The 22,788-nt window shown below is 43.5% G+C and carries 21 protein-coding genes and 1 tRNA gene; 13 read left to right on the top strand and 9 right to left on the bottom strand.

Annotation, left to right across the window (positions count from 1 at the left end):
• Window positions 1–101 precede the first annotated feature (101 nt).
• The 8 genes from HEQ19_11110 to HEQ19_11075 all read left to right on the top strand — a co-directional run bounded on the left by HEQ19_11110 (window position 102) and on the right by HEQ19_11075 (window position 7,798).
• Window positions 102–3,500 (top strand): DUF4347 domain-containing protein, encoded by a 3,399-nt coding sequence (locus HEQ19_11110; protein ID WYL99987.1) that lies wholly within the window; start codon window positions 102–104, stop codon window positions 3,498–3,500.
• Between the two features lie 80 nt (window positions 3,501–3,580).
• The gene (locus HEQ19_11105; protein WYL99986.1) at window positions 3,581–4,198 is read left to right on the top strand and encodes a PEP-CTERM sorting domain-containing protein; all 618 of its coding nucleotides are present in this window, start codon (window positions 3,581–3,583) and stop codon (window positions 4,196–4,198) included.
• Between the two features lie 373 nt (window positions 4,199–4,571).
• Window positions 4,572–4,760 carry a photosystem II reaction center protein PsbZ gene (psbZ, locus tag HEQ19_11100; protein ID WYL99985.1) on the top strand — a complete coding sequence of 63 codons (189 nt, stop codon included), beginning with the start codon at window positions 4,572–4,574 and terminating at the stop codon, window positions 4,758–4,760.
• Window positions 4,761–5,070: 310 nt separating this feature from the next.
• Window positions 5,071–5,649: a 6,7-dimethyl-8-ribityllumazine synthase gene (gene ribH, locus HEQ19_11095; protein WYL99984.1), complete on the top strand. Its 579-nt coding sequence runs from the start codon at window positions 5,071–5,073 to the stop codon at window positions 5,647–5,649.
• Between the two features lie 138 nt (window positions 5,650–5,787).
• Window positions 5,788–5,859, top strand: a tRNA-Gly gene (locus tag HEQ19_11090).
• Window positions 5,860–5,903: 44 nt separating this feature from the next.
• Window positions 5,904–6,089 carry a hypothetical protein gene (locus HEQ19_11085; GenBank protein ID WYL99983.1) on the top strand — a complete coding sequence of 62 codons (186 nt, stop codon included), beginning with the start codon at window positions 5,904–5,906 and terminating at the stop codon, window positions 6,087–6,089.
• 28 nt (window positions 6,090–6,117) lie between these two features.
• The gene (locus HEQ19_11080) at window positions 6,118–6,528 is read left to right on the top strand and encodes a hypothetical protein (protein ID WYL99982.1); all 411 of its coding nucleotides are present in this window, start codon (window positions 6,118–6,120) and stop codon (window positions 6,526–6,528) included.
• A gap of 4 nt (window positions 6,529–6,532) precedes the next feature.
• A complete protein-coding gene (locus HEQ19_11075) occupies window positions 6,533–7,798 on the top strand; it encodes a glutamate-5-semialdehyde dehydrogenase (protein WYL99981.1) in 1,266 nt (421 codons plus the stop codon).
• A gap of 153 nt (window positions 7,799–7,951) precedes the next feature.
• Here the strand turns inward: HEQ19_11075 and HEQ19_11070 are convergent, their stop codons facing one another.
• From HEQ19_11070 to HEQ19_11060, 3 genes are all read right to left on the bottom strand, one after another.
• Window positions 7,952–8,377: a DUF29 family protein gene (locus tag HEQ19_11070; protein WYL99980.1), complete on the bottom strand. Its 426-nt coding sequence runs from the start codon at window positions 8,375–8,377 to the stop codon at window positions 7,952–7,954.
• A gap of 76 nt (window positions 8,378–8,453) precedes the next feature.
• The gene (locus HEQ19_11065) at window positions 8,454–9,008 is read right to left on the bottom strand and encodes a Uma2 family endonuclease (protein WYM03353.1); all 555 of its coding nucleotides are present in this window, start codon (window positions 9,006–9,008) and stop codon (window positions 8,454–8,456) included.
• Window positions 9,009–9,087: 79 nt separating this feature from the next.
• Entirely contained in the window at window positions 9,088–10,392 is a 1,305-nt protein-coding gene (locus HEQ19_11060) for an RNA-guided endonuclease TnpB family protein (GenBank protein ID WYL99979.1), read from the bottom strand.
• Window positions 10,393–10,467: 75 nt separating this feature from the next.
• Between HEQ19_11060 and HEQ19_11055 the strand changes: the two genes are divergently transcribed.
• Window positions 10,468–10,617: a hypothetical protein gene (locus HEQ19_11055; protein ID WYL99978.1), complete on the top strand. Its 150-nt coding sequence runs from the start codon at window positions 10,468–10,470 to the stop codon at window positions 10,615–10,617.
• 151 nt (window positions 10,618–10,768) lie between these two features.
• Here the strand turns inward: HEQ19_11055 and HEQ19_11050 are convergent, their stop codons facing one another.
• From HEQ19_11050 to HEQ19_11040, 3 genes are all read right to left on the bottom strand, one after another.
• The gene (locus HEQ19_11050; protein ID WYL99977.1) at window positions 10,769–11,836 is read right to left on the bottom strand and encodes a fatty acid desaturase; all 1,068 of its coding nucleotides are present in this window, start codon (window positions 11,834–11,836) and stop codon (window positions 10,769–10,771) included.
• Window positions 11,837–12,109: 273 nt separating this feature from the next.
• On the bottom strand, window positions 12,110–13,162 hold the full coding sequence (locus HEQ19_11045) for a fatty acid desaturase (protein WYL99976.1): 1,053 nt from the start codon (window positions 13,160–13,162) through the stop codon (window positions 12,110–12,112).
• Between the two features lie 245 nt (window positions 13,163–13,407).
• Window positions 13,408–14,223, bottom strand: coding sequence for an acyl-CoA desaturase (locus HEQ19_11040; protein WYL99975.1), 816 nt, complete (start codon window positions 14,221–14,223; stop codon window positions 13,408–13,410).
• A gap of 84 nt (window positions 14,224–14,307) precedes the next feature.
• On the opposite strand from HEQ19_11040, the gene HEQ19_11035 reads away from it, so the two are divergent.
• Window positions 14,308–15,537 (top strand): methionine gamma-lyase family protein, encoded by a 1,230-nt coding sequence (locus HEQ19_11035; GenBank protein ID WYL99974.1) that lies wholly within the window; start codon window positions 14,308–14,310, stop codon window positions 15,535–15,537.
• A gap of 217 nt (window positions 15,538–15,754) precedes the next feature.
• Here HEQ19_11035 and HEQ19_11030 read toward each other — a convergent pair whose 3' ends face one another.
• Window positions 15,755–16,042 carry a GxxExxY protein gene (locus tag HEQ19_11030; protein ID WYL99973.1) on the bottom strand — a complete coding sequence of 96 codons (288 nt, stop codon included), beginning with the start codon at window positions 16,040–16,042 and terminating at the stop codon, window positions 15,755–15,757.
• 31 nt (window positions 16,043–16,073) lie between these two features.
• Window positions 16,074–17,276 carry a Coenzyme F420 hydrogenase/dehydrogenase, beta subunit C-terminal domain gene (locus HEQ19_11025; protein WYL99972.1) on the bottom strand — a complete coding sequence of 401 codons (1,203 nt, stop codon included), beginning with the start codon at window positions 17,274–17,276 and terminating at the stop codon, window positions 16,074–16,076.
• 109 nt (window positions 17,277–17,385) lie between these two features.
• Between HEQ19_11025 and HEQ19_11020 the strand changes: the two genes are divergently transcribed.
• The 3 genes from HEQ19_11020 (at window position 17,386) to HEQ19_11010 (ending at window position 22,517) form a co-directional block, all read left to right on the top strand.
• Window positions 17,386–17,511 (top strand): hypothetical protein, encoded by a 126-nt coding sequence (locus HEQ19_11020; protein ID WZI67180.1) that lies wholly within the window; start codon window positions 17,386–17,388, stop codon window positions 17,509–17,511.
• A 1,319-nt stretch (window positions 17,512–18,830) separates the two neighbouring features.
• A complete protein-coding gene (locus tag HEQ19_11015) occupies window positions 18,831–20,279 on the top strand; it encodes a glycoside hydrolase 100 family protein (GenBank protein ID WYM03352.1) in 1,449 nt (482 codons plus the stop codon).
• An 816-nt stretch (window positions 20,280–21,095) separates the two neighbouring features.
• Window positions 21,096–22,517 (top strand): glycoside hydrolase 100 family protein, encoded by a 1,422-nt coding sequence (locus tag HEQ19_11010; protein WYL99971.1) that lies wholly within the window; start codon window positions 21,096–21,098, stop codon window positions 22,515–22,517.
• Here HEQ19_11010 and HEQ19_11005 read toward each other — a convergent pair.
• Window positions 22,514–22,741 (bottom strand): hypothetical protein, encoded by a 228-nt coding sequence (locus tag HEQ19_11005; GenBank protein WYL99970.1) that lies wholly within the window; start codon window positions 22,739–22,741, stop codon window positions 22,514–22,516. The genes HEQ19_11010 and HEQ19_11005 overlap by 4 nt on opposite strands.
• Window positions 22,742–22,788 lie beyond the last annotated feature (47 nt).

Below are 22,788 nucleotides of genomic sequence, written 5' to 3'. Positions count from 1 at the left end.
GCCGATACAATTTGTCAAACCTCAATAACTGGACTTTGGGCAAATCTAATTTGGTCTTAACTTGTCATGGATAGTGTTAGGGGACTTTTGCAAGAGGTCTTTTGAACGCAACTAATTACCGCCAAGACACAATGCAAACTACTATCGAAAGAATTGAGGCGATAGCCCCAGTCCCTAAAGACGCCTACACCCTTGTCTTGATTGACTCTGGGGTTGATGACTATGAGATGCTACTGCAGGGTATCTTGCCAGATGCCCGTGGCATTGTGCTCAACCGGGAATTGGATGGAATTGAGCAAATTAGCGCGATTTTAGGCAGTCAAAATGTTGACAGTCTCCAGATTATCGCTCATGGTAGCCCTGGTAGCCTGCAACTGGGTAACACTGTACTCAACGCTGAGAATATTCACAAATACCGGCAGCAACTGCAGCAGTGGCAAGTTAGAGACATCTTGATTTATGGTTGTGAAGTGGCAGCCACAGCACAAGGAAAAAGCTTTATCAGTCAAATACAGCAACTGACTGGAGCAAATATTGCCGCATCTGAGCAAAAAGTGGGCAGCAGTCAACAAGGAGGAACCTGGGAATTAACAATCCAGCAAGGGGAAATTTCCTCAACCCTAGCCTTGGAGTCAGCAGTCACACAAGCATACCCCGCCCTTTTAGCTGACGATGTAACTTACGCCTGGGCGAAAAATTTGGGGGGGAGTAGTAGCGACCAAGGCTATGGCATCGCCGTGGATAGTGGGGGCAATGTCTACACCACTGGCTATTTCGTTGAGACAGCCGATTTCGATCCTGGTGCTGGCACCGCTAACCTCACCAGTGCTGGCTCTCAAGACATCTTCATCTCCAAATTGAATAGCGATGGCAGCTTTGCCTGGGCGAAAAAATTGGGGGGGAGTAGTCTCGACCAAGGCCAAGGTATCGCCGTGGATAGTGGGGGCAATGTCTACACCACTGGCTATTTCTTTGGGACAGCCGATTTCGATCCTGGTGCCGGCACCGCTAACCTCACCAGTGCTGGCATTAATGACATCTTCATCTCCAAATTGAATAGCGATGGCACCTTTGCCTGGGCGAAAAAATTCGGGGGGAGTAGTAACGACATTGGCTATGGCATCGCCCTGGATAGTGGGGGCAATGTCTACACCACTGGCTATTTCTATGGGACAGTCGATTTCGATCCTGGTGCTGGCACCGCTAACCTCACCAGTGCTGGCAATAATGACATCTTCATCTCCAAGTTGAATAGCGATGGCACCTTTGCCTGGGCGAAAAATTTGGGGGGGAGTAGTGACGACATTGGCAATAGCATCGCCGTGGATAGTGGGGGCAATGTCTACACCACTGGCTATTTCTTTGGGACAGCCGATTTCGATCCTGGTGCCGGCACCGCTAACCTCACCAGTGCTGGCTCTCAAGACATCTTCATCTCCAAATTGAATAGCGATGGCACCTTTGCCTGGGCGAAAAATTTGGGGGGGAGTAGTACCGACATTGGCAATAGCATCGCCGTGGATAGTGGGGGCAATGTCTACACCACTGGCATTTTCCAGGGGACAGCCGATTTCGATCCTGGTGCTGACACCGCTAACCTCACCAGTGCTGGCAGTTATGACATCTTCATCTCCAAATTGAATAGCGATGGCAGCTTTGCCTGGGCGAAAAATTTGGGGGGGAGTAGTACCGACATTGGCAATAGCATCGCCGTGGATAGTGGGGGCAATGTCTACACCACTGGCTTTTTTAGCTGGATAGTCGATTTCGATCCTGGTGCTGGCACCGCTAACCTCACCAGTGCTGGCTCTCAAGACATCTTCATCTCCAAATTGAATAGCGATGGCACCTTTGCCTGGGCGAAAAATTTGGGGGGGAGTAGTTTCGAGCAAGGCAATAGCATCGTCGTGGATAGTGGGGGCAATGTCTACACCACTGGCTTTTTCTATGGGACAGCCGATTTCGATCCTGGTGCTGGCACCGCTAACCTCACCAGTGCTGGCTCTGATGACATCTTCATCTCCAAATTGAGTCCCACCAACTCATCTCCCACAAACTTGACATTAAGCGCCACCACAGTCAACGAGAATGTCGCCGCTAACACTGTCATTGGCAGTTTCACCACCACTGACCCGGATGCAGGTAACACCTTCACCTACAGTTTAGTCGCTGGTACTGGTGCAGATGACAACAGCGCTTTCACCATCAACGGGAATCAGTTGCAAATCAATGCTTCCCCTGATTTTGAAACCAAGTCCAGTTACAACGTCCGGGTGAGAACAACAGACTCTGGTGGGTTGACGTTTGACAAGGCGTTGACTATCGGAATTAATGATGTCAATGAAGCCCCGACAGACTTGACATTAAGCGCCACCACGGTAAATGAGAATGTCGCCGCTAACACTGTCGTCGGCACCTTCACCACCACTGACCCGGATGCAGGTAACACCTTCACCTACAGCTTAGTCGCTGGTACTGGTGCAGATGACAACAGCGCTTTCACCATCAACGATAATCAGTTGCAAATCAATGCTTCCCCTGATTTTGAAACCAAGTCCAGTTACAACGTCCGGGTGCAGACAACAGACTCTGGTGGGTTTACGGTTGACAAGGAGTTGATTATCTCTGGTGGGTTGACGGTTGACAAGGCGTTGATTATCTTTGGTGGGTTGACGTTTGACAAGGCGTTGACTATCGGAATTAATGATGTCAATGCTTACAGCTTCAGCGTCAGAATAAAAGACTCTGGTGGGTTGACGTTTGACAAGGCGTTGACTATCGGAATTAATGATGTCAATGAAGCCCCGACAAACTTGACATTAAGTGCCACCACAGTCAACGAGAATGTCGCCGCTAACACTGTCATTGGCACCTTCACCACCACTGACCCAGATGCAGGTAACACCTTCACCTACAGCTTAGTCGCTGGTACTGGTGCAACTGACAACAGCGCTTTCACCATCAACGGGAATCAGTTACAAATCAATGCTTCCCCTGATTTTGAAACCAAGTCTAGTTACAACGTCCGGGTGCAGACAGCTGACCAAGGTGGGTTGATTTTTGAGAAAGAATTGACTATCAATATTAATGATGTCAATGAATTGAACGGTAGCAATACTCGTGATCCGTTAACAGGTAGTGCTGGTAATGACTACATTACAGGTAGCGTCGGTGCTAAAACCCTCACAGGTGGTGCTGGTAATGACTACTTTATTTACAACAGCCTCCGAGATGTCGGTCACACCATCACCGATTTTACCGTCGGCTCAGACAAACTTGTTTTCACCCAACTGCTTGATAGCCTAGTCACTGGTGGTTATAACGGCACCAATGCCATTGCTGATGGTTATGTGAAGATAGTTCAAGGTAGTACAGCTAACAGTGCCGTTGTGCAAATTGACCGCGATGGTATTAGCGGTTCTGCTGTGTTCCGAAACTTCATTACGTTGGACAACATTACTTCAACTCAGTTGGACAACGTTACTAACTTCGTTTTCTAGAAATTCGTAGTCAGGATTGTACTCCTGACTACAAAGTTGTTTTTTCTCTACCAACCAGAATAGCAAAAAATTAACATCTCATGCTGACTAACATCAAACACTCTCTTCTAACTGCAGGCGCTACCAGCTTATTAAGTTTCGGCACTTTCGCCGTTGCTAGCCCAACTTATGCTGCTAATATTGAGCTGGGTTCTTGGACTTCAATTGGTGATGCTAGCACTACATCAACCACAGCAACTATCAATTCAGGCACTGATTATACCGCTTTCACTGGCGGTGGTGCTGATTCTGTAGAAGACTTTCTGGGTATTACTCCTGCTAGCCTAACTAACGCAATTCCTAATAACCAGTATGGTTCTGCAATTAAGAATACTTTAGGTGTCAACGCTGGTGATGTTTTCAGCTTCAACTGGAATTTTGCCACTACGGACGCTGACAAAGCTTTTGTCACAATTAATAACGCAGTTACCCAGTTGACAGGAACCTCTCCTTTCACCTACAGCTTTGCCACTGCTGGTAATTATAATATCGGTCTTGGCGTTGTCGATGTAGATGATAGTATTGGCACCTCGACTTTGACTGTCTCTAACGCCAAGATTCAATCAGTTCCCGAACCAGTGAGTATTTTTGGTTCAGTGGTAGCGTTGGGGTTTGGCGTCCAACTCAGGAAGCGCTTTGGGAAGAAAGCTGCTGTGTAAATCATAAAAAACTCCACCCCACCCACAAGGGGATGGAGTTTTAGGACATGGGGGAGCCATTGCGGTGGACGGGTTCCCCGGCATATAGCAAGTGGCGTCATGGCAAAGATTCACCAATGCCCCATGCCCTATGCCCCATGCCCAATGCCCCATGCCCTATAATGAAAAGTCTGGTCAGTGGTCAGTGGAAAATACAAACAACCTAAACCGAGAACTGACCTGACTAAAATGTAGCAATTTCTGCTAGGTTAAAAAATAAGCAAAAAATTAAAGTGTCTTCGGATCGGCATCACGAAGACGTAAATCAGCCTACAACCTACAGATTGCTGTTGGTGTAGAAGATGTCAATATTTAACTGTGTTGGGAGAAAAAAATGACCATAGTATTCCAAATTTCTTTGTTAGCCTTAGTTCTTGTGTCTTTTGTCCTAGTGATTGGCGTCCCCGTTGCCTATGCTACCCCGCAAAATTGGGTTGAATCGAAAAAGTTGTTGTGGGTTGGTTCTGGAGTTTGGATCGGCTTGGTACTTTTAGTAGGTGTGTTAAACTTTTTCGTGGTTTAAGGGACTTCCAAAAAATAAATTATCCTAAATCATCTGTACATTTGTAGGGGCGCAAGGCCTTGCGCCCTTACGAGATGTCACTTATCAGGCGTATGCAGGGGAAAAAGCAGCCCCAGCATACGCTTTTGAGCAATTAACCTGGTGTTTATCGTCAGCAAGCGGCTATATGATAGCTGATAACTCCACTATTTAAGCGTGTCCATGCTGAAAGTAGAGTCGCTTAAAGCTAAATTGCATAAGTCTGACTATATTTGACCATGTGATTTGGAACTATATTGGCTAAGAAGTATAGTGGATTTCAGAGACAGTTATGGCAGTTTTTGAGGGAAATTTTACGCAAACCGAACCTTTGCGGTTTGCATTGGTAATTGGTCGATTCAACGACCTAGTTACCGTAAAGCTGCTAGAGGGATGTCAAGATTGCTTGAAACGTCATGGTGTAGACACCAACCCCCACGGTAGTCAGGTAGACTATGTTTGGGTACCGGGAAGTTTTGAAGTGCCCGTAGTCGCTCGCCAGCTGGCACTTTCTCAACGCTATGATGCCATAATTTGTTTGGGTGCGGTCATTCGGGGACAAACACCTCATTTTGATTATGTCTCGGCTGAAGTCGCCAAAGGCATTGCTGCCGCCAGCTTTCAAACCGGTGTACCTGTAATTTTTGGCGTTTTAACCGTGGACACCATGCAGCAAGCCTTAGAAAGAGCAGGTATTAAAGGCAATCACGGTTGGGAATACGCCATGAACGCCCTAGAAATGGCTAGCCTGATGCGGCAATTGCGCTCTAACCTCTCAGAGCCATACACTCGTAATAGCCAATCTTTGCCAGCCGCTTTTGATGGTGCCAGCATCGGCACTTTTGCTTCTGAGTCAGAAGAAATCAGTTAGGAGTTAGGCGCTAGGCGCGTCATTAGTCAGTGGTCAGTGGAAAATACAAAACAATTCACCACTGACCACTGACAATTGACAAATTCAGGGCTTGACAAACCAATATGGATATGAGAAACTTATATTTAGTTAGAAGATGCGGGTATAGCTCAGTGGTAGAGCGTCACCTTGCCAAGGTGAATGTCGCGCGTTCGAATCGCGTTACCCGCTTAGATAAATTTATAAGTGTGTTTAGCTGAAAACGTTTGATGAGGATGTTTGAAAAGTTTTGTGCGAATATAATTCGTTACTACACTGGCATTGTCCACCGACCTGGACTAACGCAAAATCAAGATTTTCAACCCAGGTCGCTGGGTTTTGTCCGTGTAGCCGCGATTTATAATCGCCAGGGCTGGTATGGTGAATTTAGAATCCCCTCGGCTTTAGCCAGGGGAGTGTGAACAACACGCTCAAGTTATTAGAACGCTTGTGCAACCTCAAAAACCTGAAAAAATCGATTTCGAGACGGAATATAGCTGTCCCTGCCGTCGTCGGGGACGGTTAATTCCCATTACACTCACAGAAGCATTTGGTTGCGATCGCTGTCAACAAATATTCGTGGTGGAAGATAATGGTTATGTTCTAGAGCAGCTTTCTACAACCTATCCCTACAAGCGTGCTTGGCGCTGGACGGGAAATAGTTGGCATGTGGTCCATCCGCGACTAGGAGAAAGCTATTTGCCGATAGCACTGGGCATTATTGTTGTGTTAGTGATTATATGGTTACCATTGGCACTACGATTAGCAAATAATGGTTCCAGCATTATTGCTTGGGCAATGGTGGCGGTGCTATTGGCTATCCTGCCAGCACTTATGGTCTGGCTTACATACAGACGTTAACTCAATGACCTCTGAAGCTATTGATGATTACCCCGAACCAATGAACAGCGCTAAACGCGCTTATCAAGCTTCCCTAAAGTTGGGAATTGCCAAGGGAGTAGACCGCAGTCGTGCTGTTTTGGCAATGGCACGGGGGCTGGAACGTTCATTTGACGACATTCTCGAAGCCAATACCTTGGATTTAGAAGCAAGTCGAGAAATGGCGGTACCAGAGTTAATTTTGGATTGGCTGAAGCTAACTCCCACTAGGCTAGAGACAACAGTAGGAATTCTCCAACGATTGGGGGAATTATCAGATCCGCTGCGGCGAGTAAGAAACGCTGAGTATCAACAGGAAGACTCCCAGAGTTACTCCCAGTTAATGCCTTTGGGAGTAATTGGGTTTATTTATGAGGCGTTTCCCGATTTAGGGGCGATCGCAGCGGGTTTATGTATCAAGACTGGCAATTGTATAATACTCAAAGGTAGTACCGAAGCCAGTCATTCTAACGCGGCGATCGCCGAGGTACTGCAAACCGCTGTGACGGAAGTAGGTTTGCCACCAGGCTGTATCGAATTGATTACAGCAGAACACGGTGCTTCAATTCGGGATTTAGTAGTCCAAGACAAGTACCTAAATTTAGTGATTCCCTACGGACGTTCTAGCTTAGTACAGCAGGTAATGCGACAAGCAACTTGCCCAGTGTTAAAATCAGCAATGGGCAATTGTTACCTTTATTGGTCGCTGAATGCCAGCTTAGAGATGGTGCGCTGGATGATTATCGATAGCCATGAAAGCGAACCTGATCCGGTAAATGCCATTGAAAAAGTCCTAATTCATCGCCAAGCCTTACCATCGTCCTTAGCAGTTTTGTGGAACAGCTTACAGGAGAAAGGCTTTGAAGTCAAAGGAGATGCGGAACTACAAGAAGCTTTTCCCCAATTGCAGCTGGCTAAAGAAGCTGAATGGGGAAACCCTTATTTAACTAAGACAGTAGCTTTTAAACTAGTCGATAGCTTAGAGGCGGCGATCGCCTGGATTAATCAACACAGTAGCGGTCACGCCGACTGCATTGTTACTGAATCATATCAGGAAAGTCGGCAGTTTGCTTTAGGAGTTAACAGCGCCTCTACCTACATCAACGCCTCCCCCCGTTTTTCCCGCAACCCATCGCGGGGAGAAACGGTATTTCTCGGTATGTCTAATCAAAAAGGTCATCGTCGCGGGTTTATTAGTTTGGAAACCTTGACAACAGTCAAGCATATTGTGCAGGGGAATGGTAGGTTTTAGGCGTTAGGGGTGGGAATTAAGACCGGCAGACATTTACAATTATGATTCTAAATATTCCTGAACGTCCTCGCGGTTCATCGCTAATTTAATCACTCAAATACAGCAGTTAGAACCTCCAAGACGACATTCCCAGTTTGGAGACTGGGAACGAGATCATCCTCGCAAAATCAAATCCATAGCTTCTTGAATCACTGCATCTTGATTGACCAAATCTCCTAATTCATCTGCTTTATAGCTTCCTTCAAAAGCCTCCAAAGCAGCCTTTCTTAAAGCCGACTCATAAGCATCTTGTAAGGTTTCCAATAATTCATCTTCCTGTAAATAATAACCCTTACCCTTTGGACGTTGATTAGTGCGTTGAATTTGCTTAACAGAATTAAAAATAGAAGTTTCCCAAGACCTAGTAGAGCGTTTTTCAGCCGCTTGTTTAATCAAGTGCAATAAAACAATAATTCCATAACTAAAAATTTTATTCAATTTATCAGACTTACTCATTTCCTCCAACTCTTCCACCAACTCCAAAGCTTGGGAAATCTTCCCCTCAAGCAATAATTCCTTTAAAGTTAATAACTCTTCCATATTTTCGTTCTCCTTTCTACGCTTCTTCGCCTACTCTACGAGAACGCCTAGCGGCGAATGCACGAAACATAAAAACCTACTCAAATACGGGCGGCCATATTTCAGAAATCGCCACTTCCCAACCAGGTAATAACTCATGAATAGTTAACTTATCATCCCCAGTTAAAATTTGAACATCACCATTAGGACGATATACAGTTACAGTTAACTGGTCTGGATTAATTAATATTCCTACCCTTGCACCTAATTCTAAAAACAGCTTAATTTTCTCTTGCAATTTAGAAATTCTGTCTGTTTTCGATTTTATTTCTACTACCAAATCAGGTACTAACTCGGCAAAATCGCGCACAGTTCGTTTTAGTCTTGACGCCGCTACAAAAGAAACATCAGGGGCGCGTAAATCTGTGTTAGGCATGATAAATCCACCACTTGAGTCAAATATCCGCCCGAGCTTACGAGGATTAACCCAAAGTTTTAATAAGTATATCAACTGAGCGCCGATTTCACTAGACTCAATATCTGATGGACCCATAACTAGAATATTTCCGGCTTGCAGTTCTATTTGGTAATCCTGCTGTTCATCTTGTAGTTTTTGTTGTAGTCTTTCTACATCTTGAATAGTGAGCGTCATAAAACTTTTCAGATATAGTTCATTTTTATCTAGACCTAACAATTTTGACACTCCCCCGACTGAGTAAGTTTCGCTTTGCTCACTTACTCGTAAAGTCGGGGGATTCTTCCTTCATCCTAGTAACTTGCTCTAACAGGCTTACGCCAATTAGAGTAGAGGTTACTAGTCCAGAAGCGTTACTTTGGGTATGCCCTACCCTAGCTTTTGCATCGCGGAGCGTGTCGGAGACAAGATTTAGAATATTTTTTGCAGCATTAACATCCCTCTGCAAACTGCAACCACAACTACATACATGGCTACGAGTTGAGAGGGATTTTTTGACAATTGTTCCACAATCCGAACATTTTTGAGATGTCATTCTAGGATTGACAGCAACAACAGTGCTGTTAAATTTAGCTGCAAAATATTCTAACCAACTGCGGAAAAGTGACCAAGATGCATCATTAATGCTCTTGGCTAGACAGTGATTTTTTACCATGCCTTTAATATTCAAATTTAGCCTTCGGCAACGGCTTCGCCGAACATAGGCTACTAAAGCGTTAGCTTTGCATACGTTACGCGCCAATTTAAGAGCGTGTTCTTTCCGTTGCCTACTTACTTTTAAATGTTTTCGAGCATACCTGTTTCGTGCTTTTCTTCTTTGGTTTTTGCCTTTCTCTTTTTTGTAAATCTGTCTCTGAGCGTGTTTAATTGCTTTCTCAGATTTCCTCAAAAATCTAGGGTTTTCTACATGATTACCATTAGAATCTGAGTAGAAAAACTCTAGACCAACGTCTAGACCTATTTCACCGTCAGCAATTCTAGACTCAGATTCAACATCTACATCAATGCAGAATTGACAATAGAATCCATCGGCTTTTTTGAGCAATCTAACACGCTTAATTTGCTTAACTGGGTAAGTTTCGATATCCCATTTACCAAGTAACTTTACTTCACCAATACCTTTTTTATCAGTAAATATGATGCGTCTTTTAGTTTGATTTAACGACCATCCAGAGGTTTTATATTCCACCGAACGGTTATCTTTTTGAAATCTGGGATAGCCCTTTTTACCTGCTACTACGGCAGTTGCTCCACTTGGGGAGACCCCAAGACCGCACTGCCTCTTCTTCTTACAGTTATGGTAGAACCTATCAATGGCAGACCATGCTCGTTCAGTTGCAGCTTGGCAAGCCATTGAGTTTAATTCCTCAACAAATTTAAACTCTTTGCGTAACGCTGTTGAGTAATTATTTAAAGCAATTTTATTAATTTTGGCTTCTTTTGGGGAATCCATCCAGTAGCGTATAGCTTTATTTCTGATGAATTGAGTTGTACGGATAGCCTCATTAATTGCATCGTATTGATGCTTTTTAGCTTTGACTTTGTACTCTAAAACCAGCATTACTTAATCACCTCCTTGATGATTTTGTTAACTGTATATATGATAGCATGATTGTGTACACATAAACTACATAATATGCCAAAAAAGCAATTACATATACTTTTAAGCGAACGCAGAATTAATAAACTACGCTTATTAGCGGTGGAAAAAGATAAAACTATGACTCAAATCATAGAAGAATTGATTGATTCTTTACCTGAACCAAAAAGAAAAAATCACGTTTAATTTATTCACCGTTGGCGCTACATCCGGAGTCTAAAAGACACAGGGTTTTGCGCCTATCGGGTTACTTCTATAAACCCCGAAACATACAAAAAAAAGTCCGCCTACGCGGACTTCGTTTGTATAGCCACAGACTTCTAGTCTGTGAGAAAAGTTACTTATTATTGGAAGTATAGTAGACCTGTCCGCCAGCATCGGGAACAAAATGACAGCTAATAGCTGAACGCCATAAAGCTTTCCAAATTGGCTCCTGTGACTTGTGGTAATATTCACCCATAATCGGTTTGATTGCCTCAGTTGCCTTGAGCAAATTGTAGTGAGGCATATTCAAGAAGATGTGGTGAGCTACATGAGTACCAATATCGTGATGGATGTGATTGATCAACCCGTAATCACGGTCAATGCTAGAAATCGCACCTTTTAAGAAAGTCCAATCATCTCCACGATACCAGGGAAGTTCTGGTTCAGTATGATGCAAAAATGTCACCAAATCCAACCAAATTACAAACACAATGTAGGGTACAGCGTAATTTTTCAGCAACCACATCCAACCCCATTGGTAGGTGAGGAAACCAAGCAACGCTACCATACCAATCCATAGGGTAGTGCTAGTAATGATATCCCATTTTTCGGATGGTTTGAAGAGTGAGCTATTCGGTGAAAAGTGGGAACCTTCTTTATTGGGAGAACGCTTAAACAAATATATTGGATAAGCCAATAAAAATACATAATATCGGCCTATCTTTTGCAGCGAATCCATTTCGTTATACTGCGATTCCGTCACTGGGTACCAGCTTTCATCATTATCGATATTGCCAGTATTTTTGTGATGAGTTCTGTGACTAATTCGCCAACCGTGATAAGGAACAAGAATCGGTGTATGGGAAAGATGTCCAATCAAATCATTCAGCCATTTATGCTGAGAAAAAGATTGGTGTCCGCAGTCATGTCCGACGACAAACAAAGCCCAAAACATTGTTCCTTGCATGAGCCAGAACACTGGCCAGAAATACCAAGAATCCAAGTAATTAGCAACTGCATAAAGCAGACCGATAATCAAGATATCACGAAAAAAGTAATATAGTGATTTTGCCACATTGGGCTGAAAACATTCAGCAGGTATTGCTGCTTTTAAATCTTGAAGAGTAAAGGGAAGTTTAGTTGCAACTTCAGATGATGGAGAACTCTGGGAATGGTTTAAATTAATGGTATTTGATGACACTGGCGTTCTGCTGTTGGATATAAATCAAACGTTGTTTGAGGTCAGAAAATCTCACCTCTGCGATGCACCGTTGTGGATAGGTTGAAACTCTCACGAATCCGCATGATGATAGTTACTGGCAATTTCTCTCACAAAATTTATAGATAGGAATTGCCAGAATCTATTTGACGGATACGATGATGTCAACAGGATAAAGGACTTAAAAGTACAAGCGGACTAGAAGCAAAGCTCGCAGGTATTTTTCCTGCTTTATACTTAATACTTCATAGTAGTTTATTTTTCAGCGTAATAGTCTTTAAAAGACTGATATCCAACATCAGTTGTGTAAAGTTGACAATGGTCTGCGATGTTCTTCATTAAAGGCCAAGAAAACTGACATTCTTCATGGAGATAATCGCCCCAATTTTCCTTAATACTGCTGTAAGCCATCCGCAAATTATAAGAAGGAATAGCAGTAGAGATGTGATGGGGGACGTGGACATTGATATCGTGGCAGAGGAACTCTACCCAACGGGGGTAATCACAGTGAATTGTACCAAATAGCTGTGCTAGAGCCTCATTCCACTTATTAACTGCGACAAACGGAACATCTGAAGCAGTATGGTGAACGATAGTAAAGGTACTCATCCAGAAATGGTAAACCATCCAGGGTAAGAGCCAAAATTTGACAAATCCCCAGATACCAGTTGTAGCGATGAGAATGGGGAAAGCGATCGCCGCAAAGACCACGACTACAGCCACAGAAAGCTTAATACTTGATTGGTCTTTAGTTTTAAAATTCCGCCAATCAAAATGTACAACAGCCCAATGTCCAATAGAACCAACCCACCATAAGTAGTTACGTATGAACCGTTCAAACGCAAACTTCTTCAGTGGAGTAAAACCTTCAAACACTTCTGGTCTGATAGGGTGCCAAGCGTTGTCCTCATCCAGCTTATTGGTATGAGTATGATGATAATTATGTTTAATTCGCCAGCTGTGAAACGGGTAAATCAAAGGCATCATGAATATGTGTCCTACCAGATCATTCACCCAGGGACGTTTGGCGAACGAACGATGGCCACAATCATGACCAATGACAAAAAAACCTGTTAACGCAGTCCCTGTAAAAATCCAAGCTAGGGGTAAGAGAAACCAAGGTGTAATTGTCAGAATAAAGTAGCCTAAGCCTACCATCACAACACTGGTCAACGCCCTAGTCCAAGCCTTACGAATATCTTGCTGAAAACATTCTTTGGGCAGAGTTTTGACAATATCTGTTAGCCTCAGGTTGGAATCACCCAGGTCATCAGCTGGTTTTTGGTTATTTATTGTTGATGTAGTCATGAAAACCTAAAAAACAACACGGCTTGACACCAAGTCACCAGAAAGTGGCTTGCTGCAAAGTTTCTTAACATTAGCGCTTTGGATTATAGCAACCTAGCATACACCAGCGCAGCTGCTATGAGAATTTTTCAGCTGATTGAGAATTTGCGGGAGAGGGGGAGAGGGGGGAAAGTTATCTCCTTGTCCCCTTGTCCCCTTATCCTCCACTCTGCTTCTTGATCAGCTGACAACCGTCAACCGACTTACTACTTTATGGGCGCCAGCTTGACATTTGTAGCCAAACCGAGTATTTGTAGCAATTGAATCGTCATCCAAGTTAGATCAACTTCCCACCATTGCAAACCATGACGGGCTGAGTATTGAAAAGCATGGTGGTTATTATGCCAGCCTTCACCGAAAACTAGGACGGCGACCCACCAGCAGTTAGTAGAATTATCACCAGATTCATGGCTACGATAGCCGAATTTATGGGTAGCACTATTCACCAACCAGGTGCAGTGGTAAACCCAGACAATCCGCACAAAAACACCCCAAACAAGCATCGACCAGCCACCCAAGAGTAGCAGAGCTAAACCCAGAGCAAACTGAATCAAAATGAAATATTTTTGGAAAAACTGATAAACTGGGTCTTCGGCAATATCTTTAGTAAAACGAGGAACTTCAGGTTGAGTGGGAGATTGGTAAATCAGCCAACCCATGTGGCTCCACCAGAAACCCCGATTAGAATCATGGGGATCTTGCTCAGTATCCGAGTGCAAATGATGCATACGGTGTGTGCCTACCCACTCAATTGGACCGCCTTGACAGGCCAGAGTCCCGAAAAAAACAAAAACATACTCCAGCCACTTAGGTGTTTGAAAACTACGGTGAGTGACAAGACGGTGAAATCCCAGGGTAATACCTAAACCACCAGTCAGCCAGTAGAGAAATAAACCTACACCAAGCCCAGCCCAGCTAAAATTACTAGGAAGCAAGGCAAACAGAGCGCCGATGTGCAGAAAAACGAAAAACAGGGTATTAACCCAGTTAATTTGAGGTTTAGTTGAGGTAGCAATTGTCATGCAGGAACCTGAATACGAGTGGTTAAGCCTAATCTGCGTGATCCGAAAACCCGCATATCTATATTTTTTGTAAACGAGGAACCAATGAACAGCTTGGAACAGCTGCGGCAAGCAGAACAGGCACTGTTAGAGATTTTTTCTGGAATTGACGCTCAGGTCAAGCATAATCTGCAACGAGTACTGAACGCATTTCGTGATCACCGTGTAGGCGCACACCACTTTGCGGGCGTAAGCGGTTATGGTCACGATGATTTAGGCCGAGAAACTTTAGATAAAGTTTTTGCCCAAGTAATGGGTGCCGAAGCAGCAGCGGTGCGGGTACAGTTTGTTTCGGGGACTCACGCGATCGCTTGTGCATTATTTGGTGTACTCCGTCCTGGAGATGAATTGCTAGCAGTGGCTGGTTCTCCCTACGATACGCTAGAAGAAGTAATTGGATTAAGGGGAAAAGGACAAGGCTCCCTAATTGAGTTTGGCATAAAATACCGCCAATTAGAGCTGACTAAAGAAGGAACAATCGATTGGCAAACCTTAAGCCAGAGTATCGGCGATCGCACCCGTTCAGTATTAATTCAGCGTTCCTGCGGGTATTCATGGCGACCTAGCCTATCCATCGACGACATCGCAAAAATCGTCCACCTAGTCAAACAGCAAAATCCCCAGACCATTTGCTTTGTAGACAACTGCTACGGCGAATTCATCGAAACCAAAGAACCCACAGACGTAGGCGCCGACTTAATAGCCGGGTCATTAATTAAAAATCCAGGCGGTACAATAGTCACCGCCGGCGGTTATATAGCCGGTCGCGCCGACTTAGTAGAAGCAGCCGCCTGTCGCCTCACCGCTCCCGGCATCGGTAGTTATGGTGGTGCCACATTTGACCAAAACCGCCTCCTCTTCCAAGGGTTATTTCTGGCACCACAGATGGTAGGCGAAGCCATGAAAGGAACGCACCTCACTGGTTACGTATTTGACAAACTCGGTTATCCAGTCAATCCCCCACCCCTGGCGCCCCGGCGAGATGTGATTCAGGCAATTAAGCTCGGTTCTCCCGAAAGGCTGATAGCCTTCTGCAAAGCCGTACAACAAAATTCCCCCATCGGTTCCTACCTCGACCCCATCCCCGACGAAATGCCAGGCTACGAGAGCCAGGTAGTCATGGCTGGCGGGACATTCATTGAAGGCAGTACCTTAGAGTTTTCCGCCGATGGTCCTTTACGTGAGCCGTATGTCGTATATTGCCAGGGGGGGACTCATTGGACTCATATTGCGATCGCACTAGAGGCGGCGATTGATGCTGTGGGGAGGGCTTAAGATTTTCTCACGCATTCGCGCAGCGTCTGTCTTCGACACGCTACGCGAACGTAGAGAAGGCGCAAAGACGCAAAGGAAAGAGTTAGGGAGTCTTTGCGTCTTTGATGTGAGATGTTTATAGGCCATTCACAACCCGTGAGATACCGTCTTTGATCAAGAAGGCGCCAAAGTTGATGATTGACATACTCCCCAGCCTAAAGGCGTGGGGATTCTGGGGTCAAACAGCAATTGCAGGCATAGCCCGTCTTACATCACCTAGCCCGACAGACAATGCCCTGCCTGTTGCCACTATTTTACCAAAAAGCCGTCTCCGAACGGCGGCTCTAGACCCAAACTTTCGGTAAACAACGGGTATGGGGAGTTCGGCTTCTACCCGCAATCCTCGCTTCCCTAGCTCATATTCCATCACTTTCTGATAAACAGATTCCAACAACCCAGGCCCCAAAGTCGTGTGAACTTTGTAAGCAGCATCAACAATCTCCTTTGCAATTTCATTCTCATTCATCTTTCTTTGCGCCTCTGCGCCTCTGCGTGAGCTATTCCTTTGGTAGCTTATACTGCCCAACAATCCGCTTGGCAAACTCCGGCACATGCGCTGCTAATTTCTCTGGATGATTCCGCTTGACATACAAATAATTCCGCGTAAAGTGAGAATCTATGGAAAACCGCGCATATTCCAAACCCTTGGGGCCAATTTTCTCAATCACGACACCCATGAGTTTTGCTGCCCACATTGGCAAGGTGACGGCTTTATCATAGGCGGGTATGCTTTGCTGTACGGCTTCTTTCCGGTTCCCTTGGGACATGACTGGCTGGGTGTCTAGTTGGTCTTTTACTAAGTCCAGCATTTCTTTGCCTGTATCGTTTCTGACTACAATCCATTGCCAGCCGAAGGGGGCGCCCATATAGCCAACTACTAAATCGGCTAGGGAGTTGACGTAATCGAAGCAACTCATGCAGGAGGGGGCAAAGACATCTTTGAGTTTGTTGGTTTTTAAGCCAAAGAAGGGTACGGTTTCTGTGGAGCCATCTTCATGTTTGAAGTGTACTCGGAAGTCTTGCATGAATTCGTAATGCACTACGGTATCGGGTGAGCGGCTGGTGGTTTCTAGAAATTTTTGCAGTCCGGCGCGGGTGACGTTATCTACGCATGGTGTACCTAAAACGTAGAGTTTTTCTAAGCCTAGTTGTTTTTCTACGGCTCTGAGTGCCTGGATTTGGCAACCAACGCCTATGACTAGTAGCCGCTTCATCCCCGATTTTTCTATCTGTTCTAATACGGAAAGGTTGGGGGATAGGGTTGGTTTGTTTACTCTGGCTGCTAGTATTTCTTCGGGGGTACGGGCGATGACTGGCATGGGACTAAAGCGGTCTTCTTTGGTGTTCTGCACGCAGACAACGCCTTCGACTATGCCGCGATTCAGCATTTCAATGGCTATGCTGCTGACAATTCCTGTCCACTGGGCGCCTTCTATGGGCTGCTGTTTCTGCGCTGCTATCATGTCTTGATGAACACCAAAGTAAAGTTCATCGGGGTTGTCGAGGTTCCGCTTTCGGGTGTGGGTTTGTGTTTCGAGTTCGTCGATTTGTTGATTGATGAAGGCGCAGGCTTCTTTGACGTAGTGGATGTAGTATGTATCGCACAGTCCGCACTCGCTACACAGTTCTTTGGCTGGTCGGCGGCTGGTGGGTTTTAAGGCTCTGGCTTTTTTGTGCTTGCTAGAATTAACTGAGGTCATATCAAATTTCTTGTTTTATCCAGGCTTCGCTTTTATTACCATACCTTTACGAGCTATGAAGTTGACTATTGAGATTGAATAAGAAGAGGACGGAGGCTTTCTGGCTGATTTGGTCGATTTTCCTGGCGTGCTGGCTTATGGGCTGACTAGGGAGGAGGCTGTTGCTAGGGTTCAAGCTTTAGCGCTGCGGGTTTTGGCTGATAAGCTGGAAGATGGGGAGGTCATGCCAATTTAAGATAGCTAAGTACAGCTTTGCGTAAAATCATAATGTTTTTAAACGCAGAGGAACGCAAGGTAAACGCAAAGTAACGCGGAGTTTTGCCTAATTTTATTACCTACGAATTAATCAAATATTGTACTGAGATTTTTCTGAAGTAGGATTAAAAGGAAAGGTCAAGGCTTAAGTAATTTTTACGAAGACGCAAAAGTATTAATTAGTCTATGCTCTGGGTAATAAGGCTACTCAGATAAACTTATGGGACTTTACAGGATGCGCTACACAGGAACAATTGAATGCTAACAACTTCATCAATGTTAATCAATAAATTAACTCACCCTTCGCCAACCTAGGATGCTGGGAACTTTTTTCCATCCCATAGCGTCACTACTGGTTTACCGTGATCAATCTAAAAGCTATCGCCTATGCCAAAATACCTACTACCTTTGACCAAGGCAGAAATTTGTGTATTCAGTTACAGATATTGTCGAAGCAATGTTGAGAATATTATATTCTGCACAAATAAGAGGAGATATTAGCTAATACCCCTAAAGGATGTTATCGCACTCAGCCCTGGTTTCACTAGAGCAATAATACTCAATTTTTCGCCTGCTTGGTTACGATTTTTTAACTACAATTTTTCAGGTTTTGCTATGGTTCCAAATATTACTTTATTTTCACACCTTTTACTTGTTGTTTCTTTGTGAAGCGAGGCACAAAGGCTTTATCGATATTACTCTTGTTTGCTTTTATGGATGCCACTTTACTTCTAAAAGCTCGTGGTTTCAGGAGTGATTAAAGTAAAATATATACCCCTTTAGAGGTCTTGACAGGAAAAATTATCAAAGCATCCATATTGCATATTCTGAGAAAACGTTATAAATTATTAATTTATAGGGGAATAAATTGATTTGAGTTTCGATCACAAATCCGAATTAACTAGAAATACGGCAAATAATTAGGATTTGACACCAAGCATGAACGGTAAGGACGATTTATTGTTTTTGTCATAGCAAAGGTTCCGCACATGAAAGCGGAGCTATGAATAATCCAAAAAATAATAATATATCGGACGAAACTGTTTAGAGAAATTCTGTTATTGCTTGAGGTGGACAACAAGGGTTGTAATTCACTGAGAGAATAATTGGTTAACATCAGATTAACTGTCAATTAAGCTGCGAATAAATTAGCAGCTTGATCTGTTATTTCTGGATGAATTTTCCGCGATATTATATTTGCTAGTTCAAAAATCTTTTTTGATATGATCAGAACAGCAAAAATAATCACTCAGGGCGCATCTACCATAAATGTACAATACTCATGGAGTTATTCTGGCGATGCAACTAAATGAACTGCTGACATCTGAAAAAATAGAAGAGGAAGCTTGGAAAACACTCGAAAAATCCATTCTCTATTATCAAGGGCGTCCTATTGGCACTCTAGCCGCCTATGATGAATCTGTAGAGGCTCTGAATTATGACCAATGCTTTGTCCGGGATTTTGTATCATCTGCTCTAATTTTTCTGATTAAAGGTAGAACAGATATTGTCCGTAATTTTCTAGAAGAAACCCTAAAGTTACAGCCTAAAGAAAGAGCATTAGATGCTTATAAGCCTGGTCGAGGTTTAATCCCCGCTAGCTTTAAAGTGGTATTATCAAATGGTGAAGAATATTTAGAAGCAGATTTTGGTGAACATGCGATCGCCAGAGTTACACCAGTTGATTCTTGTCTCTGGTGGATTATTTTATTGCGTGCTTATGTTGTCGCTACAGATGATTATTCTCTAGCCTATGAACCTGAATTCCAAAATGGTATCAGGTTAATTATGGAAATCTGTTTGGCGAATCGATTTGATATGTACCCAACGCTATTGGTTCCAGATGGCGCTTGTATGATTGACCGTCGGATGGGTATATATGGTCATCCTCTAGAACTTCAGGTTTTATTCTATACGGCATTGCGTGCTTCTCGCGAAATGCTGATTTGTGAAGGTAATCAAGATGTTGTCGCCGCAATTGATAACCGCTTACCTCTTTTATGCGCTCATATTCGTCAACATTATTGGATAGATATTAATCGCCTCAATGCTATTTATCGTTTCAAGAGTGAAGAGTATGGCAAAACGGCTGTTAATCTTTTCAATATATATGCTGATTCCCTTCCTTATTATGAATTGGATAAGTGGCTACCTATAAAAGGTGGTTATCTTGCCGGCAATGTTGGACCATCCCAGCTAGATACTCGCTTCTTTTCTCTGGGAAATTTAATGGCTATTATTTCTGACCTTGCTAGTGAAGAACAGTCACAAGCAATTATGAATCTCATTGATGAAAGATGGGATGATTTGGTAGGAGATATGCCAATGAAAATCTGTTTCCCAGCCTTAGAAAATGAGGAATATAAAATTGTCACTGGATGTGATCCAAAAAATATACCTTGGTCTTATCATAATGGTGGCAGTTGGCCTGTGTTAATGTGGATGTTGGCAGCATCGGCTGTGAAAACTAACAGAACAAATCTCATCCAAAAGGCTATTGAAATTTCTCAAACACGCCTGATTGAAGATGAATGGCCAGAATATTATGATGGTAAAAGAGGGCGATTGATTGGTAAACAAGCTAGAAAATATCAAACCTGGACTATTACTGGTTTCTTATTGGCAAAAGAGTTGATCAAGAACCCCTCTTATTTACCATTAGTCAGTTTTGGTAAATTACCCCCAGAAGTGGTTTCTAGAGCTTGTGAGTTTGAAATCCGCAGTGTAGACTCTTATCTGTCTCGATAGTCAAGATTTTGAGTATACATAAATACCTGGTAAATGTCTTGATGCGTACAGTAATTTAGTAAGTCAAGCCAATTATCGTCGATTAATGCTGATTTAAAAGCCCCCTTGTTGTTATAGGGGGCTTTTGGTATTGTGAAAATCAATGTCAGCCATCAAATAATAATGTATAATTTTATATATCAAGGCGGATGTGAGCCACTCAGATCATGAATAGGCAATTAATCATCCTAGCCACCACAGTCAGGATGCTGCTGGCGATTAGGGGGTAAGACCCAATACAGTTCAGTTAAGGAAAATTGTCGTAGGGGCACGGCATCCAAAATTTTTTCTTCTAATGACAATTTTATTCGTGCCGTGCCCCTACAGTGTATATCATTAGAGCCTAACTGAACTGTATTGGGGTAAGACCCATTTGGCTATGTAGGGGCGCAAGGCCTTGCGCCCCGGAAGATCATCGAACAACGCCAAAAACCCTTAGTTTCCCTTGCTATAGGATTGATATTTGATTTTTGAAATACACGTAGGGTGGGTATTGCCCACCACATCCAGGTTTTGCTTGGCATTGCCTAGCCTACAGATACTTGACTATTTCGTATGATTCGAGACTCAATATTTAGGCGGGTGCGGGAACTAAAAAAGTGAAAAGTTCGTAGTAGTGTTTTAGTGCCTAAGCTGCAATGCGGTAAAGCGGTACTACGAGTATGGGAGCATTCTATATTTACTACCAAATATCTGTATTTCCTTTAGCAAAACTAAGAGTATGGAAGTGTGGGGCATCTACTGCAAAAACCACATCAAAATGGAGTTAGTCTAGCAATGAAACGAGATGAGTTCGCAGTAGTTGATCCAATCGAAACAGAGGCATGGGAATTATTAGAAAAGTCGATTATTTACTATCAAGGTCGTCCAATTGGCACTTTAGCAGCCCGTGATGAATCACAAGATTCGCTGAATTATGACCAGTGCTTTGTCCGAGATTTTGTTTCTGCAGCCTTACTCTTTCTACTCAAAGGTAGAGAAGATATAGTCCGCAATTTTCTAGAAGAGACATTAAAATTACAGTCAAAAGAAAGGCAATTGAATGCTTATAAACTAGGACGAGGTTTAATACCGGCTAGTTTCAAAGTGGTATTCAAATATGGGCAAGAATATTTAGAAGCAGATTTTGGTGAACATGCGATCGCCAGAGTCACACCAGTTGATTCTTGTCTCTGGTGGATTATTTTATTGCACGCTTATGTCAAAGCTACCAAAGATTTAGATTTTGCTTTGCAGCCGGAATTCCAAGAAGGAATCATGTTAATCATGGAACTCTGCTTGGCGACTCGGTTTGATATGAATCCAACATTGTTGGTTCCAGATGGGTCTTGCATGATTGACCGTCGAATGGGTATCTTTGGCTATCCTTTGGAAATTCAAGCTTTATTCTACACAGCATTGCGTGCAGCTCGTGAGTTACTAATTTGTGGAGGTGATCAAGAACTTGTCATCGCCATTGATAAGCGCTTACCGCTTTTGTGCGCTCATATTCGCCAACATTATTGGATAGATATTCAGCGTCTGAATACAATTTATCACTTTAGGGGTGAAGAATATGGAGAGAGTGCAGTTAATCAGTTTAATATCTATCCCGACTCAATTCCCTATTCTACATTAGACAGATGGCTGCCAAAAAAAGGTGGTTATCTAGCAGGTAATGTCGGTCCATCACAACTAGATACTCGCTTTTTTTCACTCGGAAATTTAATGGCGATTATTTCTTCTCTAGTCAGCGCAGAACAATCAGCAGCGATTATGAATTTAATCGATGAAAGATGGGATGATTTGGTGGGAGATATGCCCATGAAAATTTGCTTTCCAGCCTTGGAAAAGCACGAATACAAAATTATTACCGGCTCTGACCCTAAAAATATACCCTGGTCATATCATAACGCCGGCAGCTGGCCAGTGTTGCTGTGGTTTTTAGCTGCTGCGGCTCAAAAAACAGGTAGAAACACTATTTGTAATCTGGCGATTGAAATTGCCGAAATACGTCTGAGTCAGGATAAATGGCCAGAATATTATGATGGTACGCGGGGGCTATTAATTGGCAAACAAGCTAGGAGATATCAAACCTGGAGCATTACGGGATTCTTATTAGCAAAAGAACTCATGCGAAATTCGGCTCATTTAGCTTTAATCAATTTTGACGAATTTATCCCAGAAAATAAACTTATGGCTTGTGAGTTGTTGAGTTAGGTACAAGAACCCCACCCCCCAACCCCCTCCTCGCTTGGGGGGTGGGGGCTATGATATCTATTCTGTGCCAGGCGATCGCACCGTTTACCCAGATTAGGTTTTATCAACCCCCCATTGTACAGTATTTCCCAAGACCAGTCTACTGTTTTTCGCGAAATTACTACAGGGAATACAGATATGATTTTGCAGGCGATCGCATCACAAGCCTCAGTCACTAGTTTCACCTATTACCGCAATTCCTCTCACCAGTGATCTTGATATAGCAAAAAAT

It is taken from the genome of Gloeotrichia echinulata CP02, assembly GCA_038087035.1.
Taxonomy (GTDB): domain Bacteria; phylum Cyanobacteriota; class Cyanobacteriia; order Cyanobacteriales; family Nostocaceae; genus Gloeotrichia; species Gloeotrichia echinulata.
Note: the sequence above shows the minus strand (reverse complement) of the source record. Positions and strands in the feature narration are given on the sequence as shown.

What these genes read in the sequence shown, in the direction of transcription:
- HEQ19_11105 (WYL99986.1), top strand. Translation starts at nt 3,581, where the DNA reads ATGCTGACTAACATCAAACACTCTCTTCTAACTGCAGGCGCTACCAGC.
- psbZ (WYL99985.1), top strand. Translation starts at nt 4,572, where the DNA reads ATGACCATAGTATTCCAAATTTCTTTGTTAGCCTTAGTTCTTGTGTCT.
- ribH (WYL99984.1), top strand. Translation starts at nt 5,071, where the DNA reads ATGGCAGTTTTTGAGGGAAATTTTACGCAAACCGAACCTTTGCGGTTT.
- HEQ19_11085 (WYL99983.1), top strand. Translation starts at nt 5,904, where the DNA reads ATGTTTGAAAAGTTTTGTGCGAATATAATTCGTTACTACACTGGCATT.
- HEQ19_11075 (WYL99981.1), top strand. Translation starts at nt 6,533, where the DNA reads ATGACCTCTGAAGCTATTGATGATTACCCCGAACCAATGAACAGCGCT.
- HEQ19_11070 (WYL99980.1), bottom strand. Translation starts at nt 8,377, where the DNA reads ATGGAAGAGTTATTAACTTTAAAGGAATTATTGCTTGAGGGGAAGATT.
- HEQ19_11065 (WYM03353.1), bottom strand. Translation starts at nt 9,008, where the DNA reads ATGACGCTCACTATTCAAGATGTAGAAAGACTACAACAAAAACTACAA.
- HEQ19_11060 (WYL99979.1), bottom strand. Translation starts at nt 10,392, where the DNA reads ATGCTGGTTTTAGAGTACAAAGTCAAAGCTAAAAAGCATCAATACGAT.
- HEQ19_11055 (WYL99978.1), top strand. Translation starts at nt 10,468, where the DNA reads ATGCCAAAAAAGCAATTACATATACTTTTAAGCGAACGCAGAATTAAT.
- HEQ19_11045 (WYL99976.1), bottom strand. Translation starts at nt 13,162, where the DNA reads ATGACTACATCAACAATAAATAACCAAAAACCAGCTGATGACCTGGGT.
- HEQ19_11040 (WYL99975.1), bottom strand. Translation starts at nt 14,223, where the DNA reads ATGACAATTGCTACCTCAACTAAACCTCAAATTAACTGGGTTAATACC.
- HEQ19_11035 (WYL99974.1), top strand. Translation starts at nt 14,308, where the DNA reads ATGAACAGCTTGGAACAGCTGCGGCAAGCAGAACAGGCACTGTTAGAG.
- HEQ19_11030 (WYL99973.1), bottom strand. Translation starts at nt 16,042, where the DNA reads ATGAATGAGAATGAAATTGCAAAGGAGATTGTTGATGCTGCTTACAAA.
- HEQ19_11025 (WYL99972.1), bottom strand. Translation starts at nt 17,276, where the DNA reads ATGACCTCAGTTAATTCTAGCAAGCACAAAAAAGCCAGAGCCTTAAAA.
- HEQ19_11015 (WYM03352.1), top strand. Translation starts at nt 18,831, where the DNA reads ATGCAACTAAATGAACTGCTGACATCTGAAAAAATAGAAGAGGAAGCT.
- HEQ19_11010 (WYL99971.1), top strand. Translation starts at nt 21,096, where the DNA reads ATGAAACGAGATGAGTTCGCAGTAGTTGATCCAATCGAAACAGAGGCA.